This window comes from Formivibrio citricus, from assembly GCF_900115065.1.
Lineage (GTDB): Bacteria > Pseudomonadota > Gammaproteobacteria > Burkholderiales > Chitinibacteraceae > Formivibrio > Formivibrio citricus.
Map to the genome: position 1 here is coordinate 57667 of NZ_FOVE01000011.1, position 16027 is coordinate 73693.

General features: G+C 59.3%; 12 protein-coding genes. 8 read left to right on the forward strand and 4 right to left on the reverse strand.

What is annotated here, in order from left to right:
• Window positions 1–60: 60 nt before the first annotated feature.
• The 3 genes from BMZ36_RS08580 to BMZ36_RS08590 all read left to right on the forward strand — a co-directional run bounded on the left by BMZ36_RS08580 (window position 61) and on the right by BMZ36_RS08590 (window position 4485).
• The gene (locus tag BMZ36_RS08580; protein WP_091194544.1) at window positions 61–1830 is read left to right on the forward strand and encodes a glutamine--tRNA ligase/YqeY domain fusion protein; all 1770 of its coding nucleotides are present in this window, start codon (window positions 61–63) and stop codon (window positions 1828–1830) included.
• Window positions 1831–1982: 152 nt separating this feature from the next.
• Window positions 1983–3533: a methyl-accepting chemotaxis protein gene (locus BMZ36_RS08585; protein WP_177187833.1), complete on the forward strand. Its 1551-nt coding sequence runs from the start codon at window positions 1983–1985 to the stop codon at window positions 3531–3533.
• A gap of 121 nt (window positions 3534–3654) precedes the next feature.
• A complete protein-coding gene (locus BMZ36_RS08590) occupies window positions 3655–4485 on the forward strand; it encodes a class I SAM-dependent methyltransferase (RefSeq protein ID WP_091194551.1) in 831 nt (276 codons plus the stop codon).
• A gap of 31 nt (window positions 4486–4516) precedes the next feature.
• On the opposite strand, the gene BMZ36_RS08595 is transcribed toward BMZ36_RS08590, so the two are convergent.
• Window positions 4517–5923: a hypothetical protein gene (locus tag BMZ36_RS08595; RefSeq protein ID WP_091194556.1), complete on the reverse strand. Its 1407-nt coding sequence runs from the start codon at window positions 5921–5923 to the stop codon at window positions 4517–4519.
• Window positions 5923–7197 carry an SPFH domain-containing protein gene (locus BMZ36_RS08600; protein WP_091194692.1) on the reverse strand — a complete coding sequence of 425 codons (1275 nt, stop codon included), beginning with the start codon at window positions 7195–7197 and terminating at the stop codon, window positions 5923–5925. Before BMZ36_RS08600 ends, BMZ36_RS08595 begins: the two co-directional genes overlap by 1 nt.
• A 219-nt stretch (window positions 7198–7416) precedes the next feature.
• On the opposite strand from BMZ36_RS08600, the gene BMZ36_RS08605 reads away from it, so the two are divergent.
• From BMZ36_RS08605 to BMZ36_RS08615, 3 genes are all read left to right on the forward strand, one after another.
• Window positions 7417–8118: a response regulator gene (locus BMZ36_RS08605; protein ID WP_091194559.1), complete on the forward strand. Its 702-nt coding sequence runs from the start codon at window positions 7417–7419 to the stop codon at window positions 8116–8118.
• Window positions 8119–8121: 3 nt separating this feature from the next.
• Window positions 8122–10206: a sensor histidine kinase gene (locus BMZ36_RS08610; protein ID WP_091194563.1), complete on the forward strand. Its 2085-nt coding sequence runs from the start codon at window positions 8122–8124 to the stop codon at window positions 10204–10206.
• A gap of 86 nt (window positions 10207–10292) precedes the next feature.
• A complete protein-coding gene (locus BMZ36_RS08615; RefSeq protein ID WP_281242226.1) occupies window positions 10293–11492 on the forward strand; it encodes an L-serine ammonia-lyase in 1200 nt (399 codons plus the stop codon).
• Between the two features lie 106 nt (window positions 11493–11598).
• Here the strand turns inward: BMZ36_RS08615 and pntB are convergent, their stop codons facing one another.
• The gene (pntB, locus tag BMZ36_RS08620) at window positions 11599–13011 is read right to left on the reverse strand and encodes a Re/Si-specific NAD(P)(+) transhydrogenase subunit beta (protein WP_091194567.1); all 1413 of its coding nucleotides are present in this window, start codon (window positions 13009–13011) and stop codon (window positions 11599–11601) included.
• A 13-nt stretch (window positions 13012–13024) separates the two neighbouring features.
• Window positions 13025–14611, reverse strand: a complete 1587-nt coding sequence (locus tag BMZ36_RS08625) for a Re/Si-specific NAD(P)(+) transhydrogenase subunit alpha (RefSeq protein ID WP_218142679.1) — start codon at window positions 14609–14611, stop codon at window positions 13025–13027.
• 572 nt (window positions 14612–15183) lie between these two features.
• Between BMZ36_RS08625 and flgB the strand changes: the two genes are divergently transcribed.
• Entirely contained in the window at window positions 15184–15597 is a 414-nt protein-coding gene (gene flgB / locus BMZ36_RS08630; RefSeq protein WP_091194576.1) for a flagellar basal body rod protein FlgB, read from the forward strand.
• A 16-nt stretch (window positions 15598–15613) separates the two neighbouring features.
• Window positions 15614–16024, forward strand: coding sequence for a flagellar basal body rod protein FlgC (gene flgC, locus BMZ36_RS08635; RefSeq protein WP_091194579.1), 411 nt, complete (start codon window positions 15614–15616; stop codon window positions 16022–16024).
• Window positions 16025–16027 lie beyond the last annotated feature (3 nt).

The window sequence follows — 16027 nt, forward strand, 5'->3', positions numbered from 1 at the left end:
GTAGTGCCTTTGTGTTTCCGGTAGAATTCAAACCTTCAACGCATTCAAGTTCAATAAGCCATGAGCGCCGAAACCCCTGTAGTCAGCAATTTCCTTCGCAACATCATCGATGCCGATCTCGCCGCCAACAAATTCGCCAGCCGTCGCTGGGGGGGCGGGCCGGGCGATGCCGCCAGCCATGCGGCCGGCGTGGCCGATCCGGCCAAGATTCGCACCCGCTTTCCGCCGGAGCCCAATGGTTACCTGCACGTAGGCCATGCCAAGTCGATCTGCCTGAATTTCGGGCTGGCGCGCGATTACGATGGCGTCTGCCACATGCGCTTCGACGATACGAACCCGGAAAAGGAAGACCAGGAATACGTCGATTCGATCCTGGATGCGATCCAGTGGCTGGGTTTCGGTTGGGACAAGTTCGGTCAGAGCCATCTCTACCATGCCAGCGATTATTTCGGCTTCATGTTCCGCGCGGCGGAATATCTGATCGAAGCCGGCCATGCCTATGTCGACCAGCAGACCGCCGAGGAAATGCGAGTCAACCGCGGCGATTTCACCACGCCCGGCAAGGACAGCCCGTTCCGCAACCGCCCGGCGGCCGAATCGCTGGCCTTGTTCCATGAAATGCGCGATGGCAAGCATCCGGACGGCAGCATGGTGGTGCGCGCGAAGATCGACATGGCTTCGCCGAACATCAACATGCGCGATCCGGCGATCTACCGCATCCGCCATGCCGAGCATCACCGTACCGGCAACCAGTGGTGCGTGTATCCGATGTACACCTTCGCTCATCCGATCGAGGATGCGCTGGAGCAGATCACGCATTCGATCTGTACGCTGGAATTCGAAGATCAGCGCCCGTTCTACGACTGGCTGCTGGCGCGTCTGGCCGAAGGCGGCCTGCTGGCTGATCCGCTGCCGCACCAGTACGAATTCGCACGTCTGAACCTGACCTACGTGATCACCAGCAAGCGCAAGCTGATGCAGCTCGTCAACGAAAAATACGTCGAAGGCTGGGACGACCCGCGCATGCCGACCATCGTGGGTCTGCGTCGCCGTGGTTTCACACCGGAAGCGATCCAGTTGTTCTGCGAGCGCATCGGCGTGACCAAGTCCGATACCTGGATCGACTACTCGGTCCTGGAAGGCGCACTGCGCGACGATCTCGAAGAAAAGGCGGCGCGTGCCATGGTGGTGCTCGATCCGCTCAAGCTGAAGCTCACCAACTGGGATACGCTGTTCGGCGCCAATCATGCCGAGCCGTGTTCGGCGCCGGTGCATCCGCATCACGAGGAGATGGGCAAGCGCGAATTCAACCTGACCCGCGAGGTCTGGATCGAGCGCGAGGATTTTCAGGAAGTGCCGGAAAAGGGCTTCCGCCGTTTGTTCCCGGACAACATGGCGCGCCTGAAATACGGCTACGTGATCAAGTGTACCGGTTGCGAGAAGGATGCCGAAGGCAATGTGACCGCCGTATTGGCCGAGATCGTTCCCGATACCAAGAGCGGCACACCGGGCGCGGATAGCGTCAAGGTCAAGGGCGTGATTACCTGGGTGTCCGCCTCGGAAGGGCTGAGCGCCGAAGTGCGCCTCTACGACCGCCTGTTTACCGAAGCGCAGCCCGATGCGGGCGGACGGAATTTCCTGGAGGTTCTGAATCCGGACAGCAAGCGGGTGGTCACGGCGTATGTTGAGCCGGGGCTGGCGCAAACGACCGCCGGTACCAGTTTCCAGTTCGAGCGCCACGGCTATTTCGTTGCCGACCGCAAGGAGTGCGGCGCAGACAGACTGGTTTTCAACCGAACGGTGACGTTGAAAGACAGTTGGGGCAAGTAAACAAAGGGGCGGCTAGACCGCCCCTTGTCATGTCTGCCAGGGCGTCAGTTCGGGAACGATTTAACGCTATAAAAAAAGCATTTCCGAGGGGGCTGCGAGGAGGGGCGCAGGGGTTATTCTTCAAGACTACGTCATGCAGGCAGGAGCGATACATGCTGGACAACATGAAGATCGGGACCCGTTTGATTCTTGGTTCGGGGTTGGTACTGGTTCTTATCTCGGCGGTATCCGTTTACGCCATCCTGAATGTTCCCCCGGAAAAAGGCCAGATGACCCTGTTCATCCTGCTGGCTGTTGTCGCGGCGGTTTCCTCCGCGATTGCCTGGTTCCTGACCCGCGGCATTATCCGCCCGCTCAACGATGCCTTGCATGTCGCCGAAGCGATCGCCATCGGCAACCTGAACGTGGATGTCGAAATCACGAGCAAGGATGAAATCGGACAACTGCTGGGCGGCATGCAGCAGATGATCCTCAAGCTGCGTGGCGTGATTGCCAACGTGAAGATCGTCGCAGACAACGTGGCCACCGGCAGCCACCAGCTTTCCTCAGCATCCGAGCAACTCAGCAAGGGCTCGGAAAATCTTTCGAATCAGGTCGAACAAATTGTCACAGCCATGAACGAGGTGTCGCAGGCGGTGACCGATGTAGCCAAGAGCGCGGCCAACACGACTGCCGCGAGCGAAAAAGTTCTGGACGCAGCCGTACATGGTCGCGATACGGTCGATACCACGGCAGCGGACATGGAGCGGATTGCCCAAGCCATCCAGGAAGCGGCCAACACGATTGGCGAACTGGGCAAGAATTCGGCCCAGATCGGTCAGATTGTCAACGTCATCAACGATATTGCCGGACAAACCAACCTTCTGGCGCTTAACGCCGCTATTGAAGCCGCGCGCGCCGGCGAGCAGGGCCGCGGCTTTGCCGTGGTGGCCGATGAAGTGCGCAGCCTAGCCGAACGCACCAGCCAGTCGACCAAGGACATTGCCCAGAAAGTACAGGGTATCCAGCAGGCTGCGGAAGGTTCGGTCGGCGCCATCCAGCGCGGCAGCCAGGAAGTCGGCAAGGGTGTCGGCCTGGCCAAAGAGGCCAGAGAGTCGCTCGACATCATCGTTACGGCCTCGGGGCAGGCTGAAGACATGGTGCAATGCATTGCTTCGGCTACCGAGGAACAGTCGGTCGCAGTGGGTGAGGTTACGCACAGTCTCGCGAATATCGCCGACATTACCAACCAGTCGGTCGAATCCACGCTGAAGATCAAGCAATCGGCGAGTGACTTGGCCAAGCAAGCATCCGATCTGCGCAGCATGATCTCGTTCTTCAAGGGCACCACGGCCGAAGCTGAAGCGCTGGTGAAGCGCGCGATTGCCCATATCAAGCAGCATGGCCGCCAGAAGGCATTCGCCGATCTCAGCGACAAGAACGGCGAATTCGTGAACCGCGATCTGTTCGTGTTTGTCTACGACATGACCGGCAAGTGTCTGGCACATGGCCGCAATGCGGAAAAGATTGGCGAGAACATGATGGGATCGAAGGACCCGGACGGGAAGTTGTTCGTGAAAGAGCGGATCGATATTGCAAAGACCAAGGGCAGCGGCTGGCAGTACTACAAGTCCATTGATCCGGTCACCAAAAAACATGAAAACAAGACCGCTTACATCGAAGTGTTCGAGGACGTGATCGTTGCCTCCGGCGCTTACAAGTAATCCTTCTGTTTTTTGCATGGGTGGACACCGGCTGCGGCCGGTGTCTTTTTGTTTGGGGTGCTGATTGCGCGGACTCGGGTAAAATAGCCCCGCACATCAGTTTTTTCCGGATTGAATCCCCATGACCAAAACCTACGAAGTCCGCCCCGGCCAGTCCGTCGAGTTGCTCAAGGAACTGCATATCCTGACCCGCGACGGGAAGATGAACCAGGACAGCCGGCGCAAGCTCAAGCAGGTTTACCATCTGTTCCAGTTCATCGAGCCGTTGCTGAAAGAAGCTCAGCAGGATTCGCCGCAAGTGAGCCTGGTGGATCATGGCGCCGGCAAGTCCTACCTGGGCTTCATTCTCTACGACCTGTTTTTCAGGGAGCATGCGCCGCAAGGGCGCATCTGGGGCATCGAAACCCGTGACGAGCTGGTAAAGCATTCGCGGGAGCTCGCTGCACGGCTGGGGTTCGGCGGGATGTCCTTCCTTAATTTGTCGGTGGCGGATTCGATCGTCTCCAAAGAACTTCCGGAAAATATCGACATCGTGACCGCCTTGCATGCCTGCGATACCGCAACCGACGATGCGATCCGCTTTGCCCTGAAAAAACAGGCGCGTTTCATCGTGCTGGTTCCGTGTTGCCAGGCTGAAGTGGCCGCTGCGTTGCGCAAGAACAAGAACCGCTCGCTCAAATCCCCGTTGTCCGAATTGTGGCGGCATCCGATCCACACCCGCGAGTTCGGCAGCCACCTCACCAATGTCCTGCGCTGCCTGCAACTCGAAGCGCATGGCTACCAGCTCAACGTGACCGAGCTCGTGGGCTGGGAGCATTCGATGAAAAACGAGTTGATCATCGCTACCCGCAAGAACCCGCCCAGCCTGCGCGCGGCAGCTCGCCTGACCGAAATACTGGAAACGACTGGACTGGAAGAACTTTCCGAGCGCTTTTTTGTTTCCGAAGCTTGACGGAGAGGGCTGCCACAGTGAGGTGTGAAAATCAGCGCACGCTCACTGTGGCCCGTTTCCAGACCGGGTTTTGCCAGCGATAGAACGCAGAAAGCGCATCGGGTCTGCTGGACCAGCGCTCGACCTGGAAATTGTCCATGTTCATGATCTCGAAGCTGCGCTTGTAGCGCCCCTCATTGCGGGATTCGCGAACGGTGAGCATTTGCTTTCCGCCCGGAATCCAGCCGGCGAATTCGATGTAACCGATATCCGGGTTGTTGGCCGCCGGTGGAATCACATCAACGGCCCAGCCTTTTTCTCCTTTGCGAAACAGCCACAACTCCCGCCAGGTATCCAGCGTTTGTACCGAGAGGGTGACGGCATTGTGTTGCGGATTGACCGCTGCCGACGCCGTCCAGACAACCCCATAGGTACAACGTTCAAAAGCCGGTTGTTTTTGTTTGGCTTCAATCAGTTGCACGCACGTCTCGCCGGGCTGGCCGGGGCGGGTGGAGATCGTCAGAGGCGAACCGGTGCGAGGGATGTCGCCTGCGGCCCAGCGTGTTGCGCCAACACGGACGGCTGCATCGCTGTAGGTATTGGCATCGTCCTCGGTCAGTTCCTTCTTGTTGATCGCAGCCAGACTTTGCAGGGCGCGCTCGCCGCTGGCTTGTGCATTTTCTCCCCGGCGTGCCTGCTGGAACGCGATGGAGGAAAACACGCCGGCACGACGCATCTGGACGCGGTTCTTGATGTGCTCGGGCAGCTTCCCGGTGTCCACCTTGTCCAGCACTTCCGCACGCCAACCGTCCAGGCTTGCGCGAGCCGTCGGCGTGAGATCCGGGCTGACGCATTCGTGGCGCGTCAGGGCCAGCGCCGCGCGGGCGCGTTGCAGCGGGGTGGATTGCGGCAGCGCCAGTACGCGACGGAAAGCTTCGCCGTTGTAGCAGATTTGCACACGACCTTCGCGCTCGAAACTGACCATGCCCACGCCATAATTGGCCGCAACCTCCAGATGGGCTGCCGTGGTGGCATCGCCCATCTTGCCCCGGCTGACCGAAGCGCGCTGTGCGAGCCGGTCCGCCATAGTGCCGAGTGCATCGAAAACTTCCGGTCCGATGGCGTCTGCCGGAGCGGCCTTGAGAAATGCGGCCGCATGGCCGATACCCAGTGCTTCCTGTCCCGGTGTGTCGCGCACGAACTGGATTACGGCGAGTAGTTGTTGTGCATCGGCGGGCGTCATGGCGTAGTCGCGGACCTGATTGCTGCGGATGTAGCCGCCGCGTTCGCGGCGATGATCCCAGACTTGCAGGTAATCGCCTTTTGCACCACGAATTTCCAGGCTGTCTCCTTGCCAGAGAACGGCTTGCTGCTGGGCGGTGTCACGCGGCGCCGCGCGGAGTGCAACATGATTCTGGGTAACGATGGCCAGCGAGGCCAGGGTGGCAACGGCTAACATTATTCGCCCCTTTCTTCGGAAGTTGCGGGCACTTGCCTGCGGATTGGCTTGCTGGCGGGTTGTTCGGTATTGCTGCTGCCCAACAGATTGGCGCCGATGAATCCCCCGGTATTGGGCGGGGCGATGATGACGGAGATCTTGTCGGACAATTTGTCGGCCAGCGTCTTCTGGATCAGCAGGGGATGCTTGCTGATCAGGGCACCGTCCCGCTCCATCTGTGCGCTGGCGGCTTTGCCCATGACTTCGACGCGATAAGCATCGGCTTCGGCCAGCTTCTGGCGTGATGCCGCTTCTCCCACGGCTTCAATTTTGCGGGCCTCGGCATTGGCTTCCGCGCCCTTGATGCGCGATACCTTTTCGGCATCGGCTTCGAGCTGGCGTTGCTGAATCTGTTTTTCCTTGAAGGGCAGTACGTGCTTCATCGCCTCAGCCTGGCCGCGAGCCGCAATAATTTGTTCGGCAGCCGCCGCTTCCGCTGCTTTTTCTCGCCGAACGGCTTCGGCCTTGCTTTCCAGCTCGGTTTGTTTGACCTGCTTTTCCTTCAGTTCCAGCGTGTAGCGCATTTTTTCGGTGGCAAGTTCTTCTGCCAGCAGGCGATCCAGCCCGGCGCGGTAGTCAGCAGGCAAATCGACCTTGCCCATCATGACGTTGCGTAAAATGATGCCGTCCGCTGCCAGTTTGGGTTTCAGCTCCTGCTCGATGCTTTGCTGGATTTCTGCGCGTTTGCTGGAAAAGATTTCGCGCACGGTATAGCGGGTAAAGGTCTTGTAAATCACGCCCTGTACCTGCGGCTCAACCACTTGGCCGCCGATATCGTCCGGCAAGGCTTTGGCCATACGGCCGATCCGTTCCGGGTCAAGTGCGTAGCGGATGGTAATGTCCACGCCGAGCGACAACCCTTCCACCGACTGGAATGGTGCTTCACCAGTAGCCTTGGCGCTGCGCTCGGCGCGATAAACCTGATCGCGCAAGGAGATGCGTCTCAGTGAATGCAGCCCGGGGATGACGAGCGCCGATCCGGTACGAATTTCGGCAATCGATCCGGTGATTTGGTTGGTGCGCAGGCCGACCTCGCCACTGGCGATGCTTTGATAAGGCGGGTGCTTGGCAATCCCATAACCCGCTGCGCCGATCAGGCTCAGCAGCAAAAGTGGGCGTGCGGCACGGCGAAGTCCATTTCCCGTCATATCCAATGGGGTGCGTACCCAACCGGCAACGGAAGCCGGGATGGCGCGCAGGGACTGGGCAATCTTGTTCAGTTTGGGAAGTTGCATGATTTCCTCCGGTTTGGGTGGGTTTGTCACAGCAATGGCGTCGCTTTGCCATGACTGCATCATCACGGAAGCGGTCTGGAGCACTCAACGCCGCAGCGCCCCCACTTGCTTCCCGTCCGTGAAGAGCCCATGCCGCCCCCGGAAGAAACCTTCACAGCACCGGCATGACTTTGCGGGAGAAATACGGGGATAATTGGTTCATCCAAGCAGGAGCGAACCATGTTCAAAGTCGCCGTGATTGAAGACGATCTTCCGACCAGCAATCAACTCAAGGGCTGGATTGAATCGGCCAAGCCGGGCATCGAGGTTCACCAGTGGTTTACCCGCGACGATGCCGAGGCTGCCATCGGTCGCGAACGTTATGATGTGGTGGTGCTGGATATCGAACTGGGGCGCGAACGCCATGCCGGGGTGGCGATCATCAATGCGATCAACAAGGCATGCAGCACGCCGGTGCTGGTGGTATCTGCCATGCCGGCGACCATTTACCGCAGCATCATGAAGGCGCTGGATGCATGGGATTACCTGCAAAAGACCACGTTTGAAGAAGCCGATTTCATCGACACCTTTCTCGATATCCTGCGTGCGGCCAAATCGCGCAATGAAAACAGTACGCCCGTTGCAGCCAAACCGCGCGAGGAACTCTCCATCGATCCATTGCGCCAAGGGGCGACGCTGTGGCGTGGCAAACGTGTCAATCTGCCGCTGACCGCGCAGCGCATTCTGTTGGCCCTGTATGAACACAAGGGGCAGGTGGTTTCCTACGAGGACCTCTTTGCGGTGGTGAAGAGCGGGCGTAATCGGGACAACATTCGCAAGCATGTCAGTACCATCCGCGATGCTTTCCGCGAGATAGACCCGGATTTCGATGGCATCGAGAATGTACCGATGCGCGGATTTCGCTGGTCTGCAGAGGGCTGACCGATGTCAAGACGCATGCTTGCCTGGCTGGCTTCAATTCGCTTGCGCACCTTGTTTCGTGCCGTGTTTCTGCTGCTGACGCTGGCCACGGTTACGCTGGCGCTGACTGTCCTGCGCGAGGAAAAACAGCAAAGTTTCGATAACTACCGTGAGCGGTTCGGAAAAACCGGCGACCAGATCGCCGCACGCTTGCGTCATCCTACCGGCCAATTGGCTTTGCTCAACCCCCTGTCCGGCGCAAAGCCGTTAACGCCGTTGCGTCCGCTGTTGCTGCCCTATTCGGCGCTGGATTTCGATGAGCACAACAAGGTGCGCAATGCCATCGAGATGTCGGGGTGTCTGGTGCAATACCCGCGCGATGCTGCGCTCTGCGTGGCGGTCGGCTCCAACCCCTGGGCCGGGGCGTTCATCTACGCAGCGGGGCGTCTGAAAATGCGCGAGTTGGTGCCGCATGAACGCGGCGAACGCGATTTTTCCAAGTCTCACCGTGTGCATGTGCATATTGCCTTGCGGGGGGAGGACTATAACTGGATTGCGCCGTTCGAGCTGGAGGCGGATACGCAGCCCAAAGCCGGCAAAGCCTTGCGTGGGCGACTGACCGGCTTTGTCGAACGGGCTGGCGGTGATTATGTCAATGCCCGCCCGCAAAACGAATTCCGTGGTTGGCTCTGGCAGTCGGCGTGTCCGCGTGGTGAAATCGCAACCCCGGATTGCGAGCGCGAAGTGTTCTATTCGATCCGTTTGCCGGTCGATTTACTGCGCGCTGATTTGGCCGGCACGTCACAACCCGTGTGGCCGCCGCGTGATCTCGACAGCATTCAGGTTCATGTGCAGATGTTGGCGCCCGGCAATGCCGGGACGATCTTCGATAGCAATGACAAGAATGCCCACGCCCCTTTCCTGCTGGCTGAGTTGCAAACACTGTTGTTGCCGGGCGAATCCCTCCTTATTCGCAAACTGGGCAAGGCAGGCAACACCGATGTCTTGCGGATGACGGGCATTGATGCCGCAGGGGAGGAGCCTTGGCCATTGATCAACTGGCTGATTCGTCGCCTGCCGGTCGAAGCCGATGGTTTCAGGCTGGAGTCACATACGGAAATCAGCACCCAGACCGGACGTTATGAGTTGGTACTCAATGGTGACGTTCGTAGTGCAAATCGAATTCTGGCGGGGGCGGTAACCCGCGTCTCCTGGTTTGTCGGTGCTATGCTGTTGGCGATTGCCATGGCTTGGTTGGTGATTGAGCTGGGTCTGATTCGTCGCATAACGATCCTCACCAAACGTACGCGCGCGGTGCAGCAATCGGCCAGCTCCTCGCTGGATCAGCTCGATGTGGCCGATTTGCGCGGCGGTGACGAGCTGGGCATCCTGGCGACATGCCTGCACGATCTGCTGCGCCGGGTGCGCGAAGACATTGAACGCGAAAAAATCCGTACCGAGCAGGAAAAAGACCTCTGGCACGCCGTGGGCCACGAAATCATGTCGCCCTTGCAATCCCTGCTGGTGCTGCACGACGAGCCGGATAATCCCAGCCAGCGATACCTCCAGCGCATGCAACAGGCCATCCGTGTGCTATACGGTAGCGCGTCGCCAAGCGAAGCCTTTGAGAGTTCCTGTCTGCAAGTACGGGCACTCGACCTGAATGCTTTTCTGGCTGAAGTCGCCCGCAACGCTCCATGTGCCGGGATCAATAATGTTGTCTATGTGGCCACGGATAAGCCAGTGCCGGTGCGGGCTGATGAATATCCGCTGGAAGACGTGGTGACGCACGTACTGAGTAATGCGGAACGTTATCGTTCGCCGGGTAGCCCGATCACGATACGGCTTGAGCCTGCAGAAACCAGCGTTCAGATAGTGATTCACAATCAGGGGCAGCCTATCAGCGAAGACATGCTGGACAAGATTTTCGAATATGGGGTCTCCAGCGAGAGCGATTCCGGCGCGCAAGGCAATCGCGGCCAGGGTTTGTTCGTCGCCAAAACCTATATGGCTAAGATGGGCGGAACCATCTGTGCACGCAACGTGGCCAACGGGGTAGAGTTTGCGCTGGGCCTGCTACTGGCCCCTGAGCGAGAAGTTCAGGGATAACGACAATTTAACAATTGGCCGACCTCAATGACACTGTCCCCTGCTGGCCCGAGAAGGGCCTCTCCGGAGCGAACAAAATCAAATCCTTGCGCGAACTCTATCGAATTGGCCTGGGCCCTTCGAGCAGCCATACCATGGGGCCGCGCTTTGCCGCGGAAGCTTTTCGTGAGCGCGTGCCGCATGCTGCGCTGATCCGGATCACGCTCTACGGCAGTCTTGCCGCGACCGGCAAGGGGCATTTGACTGATCGGGCCGTCAGCGAGCCGTTCAAGCCGATCCCGACGGAAATCGTCTGGGATGCGGCCAGGATCCTGCCCTTGCATCCAAACGGCTTGAAGTTCGAGGCGTTCGATGCGGCAGAGCAGTTGATCGATTCCTGGACCGGTTATTCGGTCGGCGGCGGTGCGCTGATGGATGCGCAGGGTATCGCTAGTGGCGGCGCCGAGTGCTATCCGTTTGCCTCGATGCAGGAAATTCTGGAAACAGCAGCAGCAGAGGGGCGCCCGCTCTGGGCGTTCGTCGAGCAGTATGAAGGCCGGGAAGTCTGGGTGTTTCTCGAAACCATCTGGCAGGCGATGCAGCGGGCCATCGAACGCGGAATCAATGCCGATGGCGTGTTGCCGGGCGAGCTGCGCCTGGCGCGCAAGGCGTCCTCCTACCATGCCAAGGCGCTGAACATGGCGGGGCACTTCAACCAGACGGCATTGCTGTTTTCCTATGCGCTGGCGGTGTCCGAGGAAAATGCGTCCGGCGGCGAGGTCGTTACCGCGCCGACCTGCGGTGCCAGCGGTGTCTTGCCGGCGGTGCTCCACTTCCTGCAAAAACAGTATCAATTTCCCACTGACAAACTGCTGCGGGCCTTGGCGACCGCCGGGCTGATCGGCAACCTCGTCAAGCGCAACGCCTCGATTTCCGGCGCGGAAGTCGGTTGTCAGGGTGAGGTCGGCGTGGCGTGCGCGATGGCGGCCGGGGCTGCGGCCCAGTTGCTGGGCGGCTCCGTGTACCAGATCGAATATGCGGCGGAAATGGGGCTGGAGCATCACCTCGGGCTGACCTGCGACCCGATCGGCGGCTACGTGCAGATTCCCTGTATCGAGCGCAATGCCATTGCAGCGGCGCGCGCGGTGGATTGCGCGGCGTATGCGCTGCTATCCGACGGACGCCATGTCGTGAGCTTCGACGAGGTGGTGAAGACCATGCTGGAAACCGGCAAGGACATGAAGGCCGGCTATCGCGAAACCGCCGAAGGCGGCTTGGCAAAGATTCATTTCATGAAGCGGATCTGATCTTTGACTGGTAAAAGCACTTTCCGGATGCTGTGGATGTCATAAGCATCAAAACAAACAGGGGCCGTCACGCGGCCCCTGTTTGTTGGATGCAGAAACGAAGCGATCAGCCTTTCAGCGCCACCAGAACTTCATCCAGCATCTTCTTGGCGTCGCCAAACAGCATGCGGTTGTTGTCCTTGTAGAACAGCGGGTTGTCCACGCCAGCATAGCCCGAGGCCATGCTGCGCTTCATCACGATCGAGGTCTTGGCCTTCCAGACTTCGAGCACCGGCATGCCGGCGATCGGGCTGGTCGGGTCTTCCTGAGCGGCTGGGTTCACGATGTCGTTGGCGCCGATCACCATCGCGACGTCGGTATCCGGGAAGTCCTCGTTGAGCTCGTCCATCTCGAACACGATGTCGTAAGGCACCTTGGCTTCGGCGAGCAGCACGTTCATGTGGCCCGGCATGCGGCCCGCAACGGGGTGGATGCCGAAGCGCACGTTGACGCCTTTTTCGCGCAGCAGTTTGGTGATCTCGTTCACGGTGTGCTGGGCCTGCGCCACGGCCATGCCATAGCCCGGAACGATGATGACGTTCTTGGCCTCACCCAGCAGCTCGGCTGTTTCTGTTGCCGATACCGGCGTGACTTCGCCTGCAGGCTCGGCACCACTGGCGGGTTTCGCCGGGGCGCTGCCATCGGAACCGAAGCCGCCGGCGATCACGCTGATGAAGTTGCGGTTCATCGCATTGCACATGATGTACGACAGGATCGCACCGCTGGAGCCGACCAGTGCGCCGGTCACGATCAGGAGATCGTTTTCCAGCATGAAGCCGGTGGCCGCCGCAGCCCAGCCCGAGTAGCTGTTGAGCATCGACACCACGACCGGCATGTCGGCACCGCCGATGGCCATGACCATGTGCACGCCGAATGCCAACGCGATGACGGTCATCACGATCAGCGGCATCATGCCTTGGGCGATGGTATGCGCATGCAGGAACTCGCGACCGTAGTAGATGACGATCAAGAGGCCGATCAGGTTGATGAAATGCCGTCCCGGCAGCAGTACCGGCTTGCCACCGATCTTGCCCGAGAGCTTGCCGAAGGCGATGATCGACCCCGAGAAGGTGATCGCGCCGATCAGGATGCCGACGTAGATTTCAACCTCGTGGATGGTCTTTTCCGCGCCGGTGAAGGCAATCGACGTATCGATGTAGCTCGCGAAGCCGACCAGGCACGCGGCCAGACCGACCAGGCTGTGCATCAGCGCAACGAGTTCGGGCATCTGGGTCATCTGCACGACGCGCGCGGCATAAAGACCGATGGCACCACCGACGACCATTGCGCCGATGATCCACGGCAGGCCGGCTGCACCGACGCGCGGGCCGAATACCGTGGCCAGCACGGCAACTGCCATGCCGATGATGCCGTAGAGGTTGCCGCGCCGTGCCGTTTCCTGGTTGGAGAGGCCGCCGAGGCAGAGGATGAAGAGGATGGTTGCTCCGAGATAGGAGACCGTAGCCAGACTTGCAGACATATTCAAATTCTCCTTACTTGCGGAACATTTCCAGCATGCGCCGGGTGACGGCGAAACCGCCGAACATGTTGATGGTAGCCAGTGCGATTGCCACGACGGCGACCCAGCGGATGATCCCGTCCGGACGCGAAATGTCTGCCGTGAACGGCGGGGCGATCTGCACCAGCGCACCGATCGCGATGATGCTGCTGACCGCATTGGTCACGCTCATCAGTGGGGTGTGCAGCGACGGCGAGACATTCCACACGACCATGTAGCCGACGAAGCAGGCCAGCACGAAGACGGTGAAGTGGCCGAGGAACGCTGCCGGAGCGTAGGCGCCGATCAGCCAGAACATTGCGGCGGCTACGGCGATGAGCATGGCCATCTTGCCCGTCGGCATCGGCTCCCCGCTGCCGCCATGGCCATGGGCTGCTTTCTTGGCCGCAGGCGCAGGTGCAGCTGACGCGGCGGGGGCTGGGGTTGCTGCAATCTTGGGCGGCGGAGCCGGCCAGGTGATCTCCCCTTCCTTGATGACCGTCAGGCCGCGGATGGCATCGTCTTCCATATTGACGTTGATGATGCCGTCCTTGGTTTTGCACAGCTCTTCGGTCAGGCGCAGCAGGTTGTTTGCATACAGCGTCGAGGATTGCTTGGCGAGTCGGCTGGGCAGATCGGTGTAACCGATGATGGTGACGCCGTGCTTGACCACGGCTTGACCGGGCTCGGTCAACTCGCAGTTGCCGCCTTGCTCGGCCGCCATGTCGACGATGACGCTGCCGGGTTTCATGCTCTTCACCATCTCGGCGGTGATGAGTTTCGGCGCGGGCTTGCCCGGGATCAGCGCGGTGGTGATGATGATGTCCACTTCCTTTGCTTGCTTGGCGTACATCTCGCGCTGGGCTTGCTGGAAGCCCTCGCTCATGACCTTGGCGTAGCCGCCGCCGCCCGAGCCTTCTTCTTCGTAATCGACCTTGACGAACTCGCCGCCCAGCGACTTGACCTGATCGGCCACTTCGGCGCGCGTATCGTTGGCGCGCACGATGGCGCCCAGATTGGCGGCGGTACCGATTGCCGCGAGACCGGCCACGCCGGCGCCGGCGATGAAGACCTTGGCCGGTGGAACCTTGCCGGCAGCGGTCATCTGGCCGTTGAAGAAGCGGCCGAAGGCGTTGGCGGCTTCGATGACGGCGCGATAGCCGCTGATGCCGGCCATCGAGGTCAGTGCATCCATCTTCTGGGCGCGGGAAAGCTGGCGCGGCAGCGAATCGATGGCCAGGACGGTGGCTTTCTTGGCGGCCAGTTGCTGCATCAGTTCGGGATTCTGGGCGGGCCAGATGAAGGAGATCAATGTGCCGCCTTCGCGCAGCAAGCCGACTTCTTCGGCGTTGGGGCCGCGAACCTTGAACACGATGTCGGAGCTGGCCCACAGGGTGGCAGCGTTGTCTGCGATTTCCGCGCCGGCTGCTTTATAGGTTTCGTCGCTGCAATTGGCCGCGTCACCCGCCCCCGATTCAACGATGACCCTGAAACCCAGCTTGACCAGTTTCTCGACGACTTCAGGGACTGTCGCGACGCGCTTCTCCCCTGCAAAAACTTCTCGTGGAACTCCAATAATCAATGACATTCTCGGTTCTCCCTGGTTCGACATCAAAATCAAAAAGCAAAAAAATCGTATCGCCAGTGAATCATCCTTCACTGGCGTGAATCGGCGATTTCCCCTTGATAGGCAGCGGAAACTTTCTGTGCGGGCTGGTACCTGCCGTGCGATTCAAGCAAATTGAATTGCCATGTCAAAGACGGCTCCGGAGGAGCAATTTTGTCCGGCACATTAGTCAATATGTAGTTAATTCAGAAAAAAACCAAATTTTCTTGCCGTCGGATGCGAGCAAACTCAAAGACGATGCATGTTTCCCTGTCGCGTTGGGCATATTTCCTGGGTGAGAGGGCTGTATAAAAGGCCTTCTGCAACAAGGCGTGGCATGCACGGGGCTTTGAGTGCCAGACATTATAGTTGCAAATGATATCGCATCTCATTGGCAATATGACGAGCAGATTTGTTCATGGGCGGCAAGGCCTTGCCGGTGCTTGCCGGCAGGAGCGGGCAAATCGGGCGCTGAGCAAGGAAAAACGTCGCATTGGCGGGGTGGCATGTTTTCTGCTTCCTGTTTCGGCAACAGGAGGAAGTCCATCATGCTCGGCAAGCTCGACGACTATTTCAAGGTGCAGGAAACCGCGCTCAAGCTGCGCTCTGCCCGGCAGGAATTGCTGGCTTCCAATATTGCCAATGCGGATACCCCCAACTACAAGGCGCGCGATGTGAATTTCAGCGCCGCGTTCAGTGCGGCACTGGAAGGGCGCCAGGGGGGCGATGCTTCCTTGGCAAAAAGTCATACCAAACATCTGCAAGGGCAGGCCGGCAACTCCATATTTCCATCCTCAGCTGTACTTTATCGTCAGGAAACACAGTCTTCCGTGGATGGCAATACGGTGAACATGGATACCGAACTGGCTGCTTTTGCCGACAACGCTTTGCGTTACCAGGCCGCGCTGACCTTCATGCAGAAGCGGATCGAAACCATGCGTACAGCCGTACAAGGCAATTAAGACGAGGTAAAAGGCAATGTCGCTCGTTCGTATTTTTGACATCTCCAGTTCGGCCATGCACGCACAGTCGGCCAGACTGAATGCGGTAGCTTCCAACCTGGCCAATGCCGAGTCGGTAACGAGTTCCAATGGCCAGCCATATCGGGCGAAACAAGTGGTGTTTCAGGCTGCCCGGATCGGACAGGAAAAGGATGCATTGGGGGTCAAGGTTGCCGGTGTGGTCGAAGACCAGTCGCCCGCCAAGCTGGTATTCGATCCTCGCCATCCGCTGGCCGATGCCAATGGCTATGTGGCCATGCCCAATGTGAATACGGTCGAAGAAATGACCAACATGATTTCGGCTTCGCGTTCCTACCAGACCAACCTTGAAGTGATGAACACGGCCAAGACCCTGATGCTGCGCACGATTTCGCTGGGTCAGGCTTAAGGA

Coding starts and splice junctions, on each gene's coding strand:
- pntB (WP_091194567.1), bottom strand. CDS start 13,011: ATGTCTGCAAGTCTGGCTACGGTCTCCTATCTCGGAGCAACCATCCTC.
- flgC (WP_091194579.1), top strand. CDS start 15,614: ATGTCGCTCGTTCGTATTTTTGACATCTCCAGTTCGGCCATGCACGCA.
- BMZ36_RS08580 (WP_091194544.1), top strand. CDS start 61: ATGAGCGCCGAAACCCCTGTAGTCAGCAATTTCCTTCGCAACATCATC.
- BMZ36_RS08600 (WP_091194692.1), bottom strand. CDS start 7,197: ATGCAACTTCCCAAACTGAACAAGATTGCCCAGTCCCTGCGCGCCATC.
- flgB (WP_091194576.1), top strand. CDS start 15,184: ATGCTCGGCAAGCTCGACGACTATTTCAAGGTGCAGGAAACCGCGCTC.
- BMZ36_RS08605 (WP_091194559.1), top strand. CDS start 7,417: ATGTTCAAAGTCGCCGTGATTGAAGACGATCTTCCGACCAGCAATCAA.
- BMZ36_RS08595 (WP_091194556.1), bottom strand. CDS start 5,923: ATGTTAGCCGTTGCCACCCTGGCCTCGCTGGCCATCGTTACCCAGAAT.
- BMZ36_RS08590 (WP_091194551.1), top strand. CDS start 3,655: ATGACCAAAACCTACGAAGTCCGCCCCGGCCAGTCCGTCGAGTTGCTC.
- BMZ36_RS08585 (WP_177187833.1), top strand. CDS start 1,983: ATGCTGGACAACATGAAGATCGGGACCCGTTTGATTCTTGGTTCGGGG.
- BMZ36_RS08610 (WP_091194563.1), top strand. CDS start 8,122: ATGTCAAGACGCATGCTTGCCTGGCTGGCTTCAATTCGCTTGCGCACC.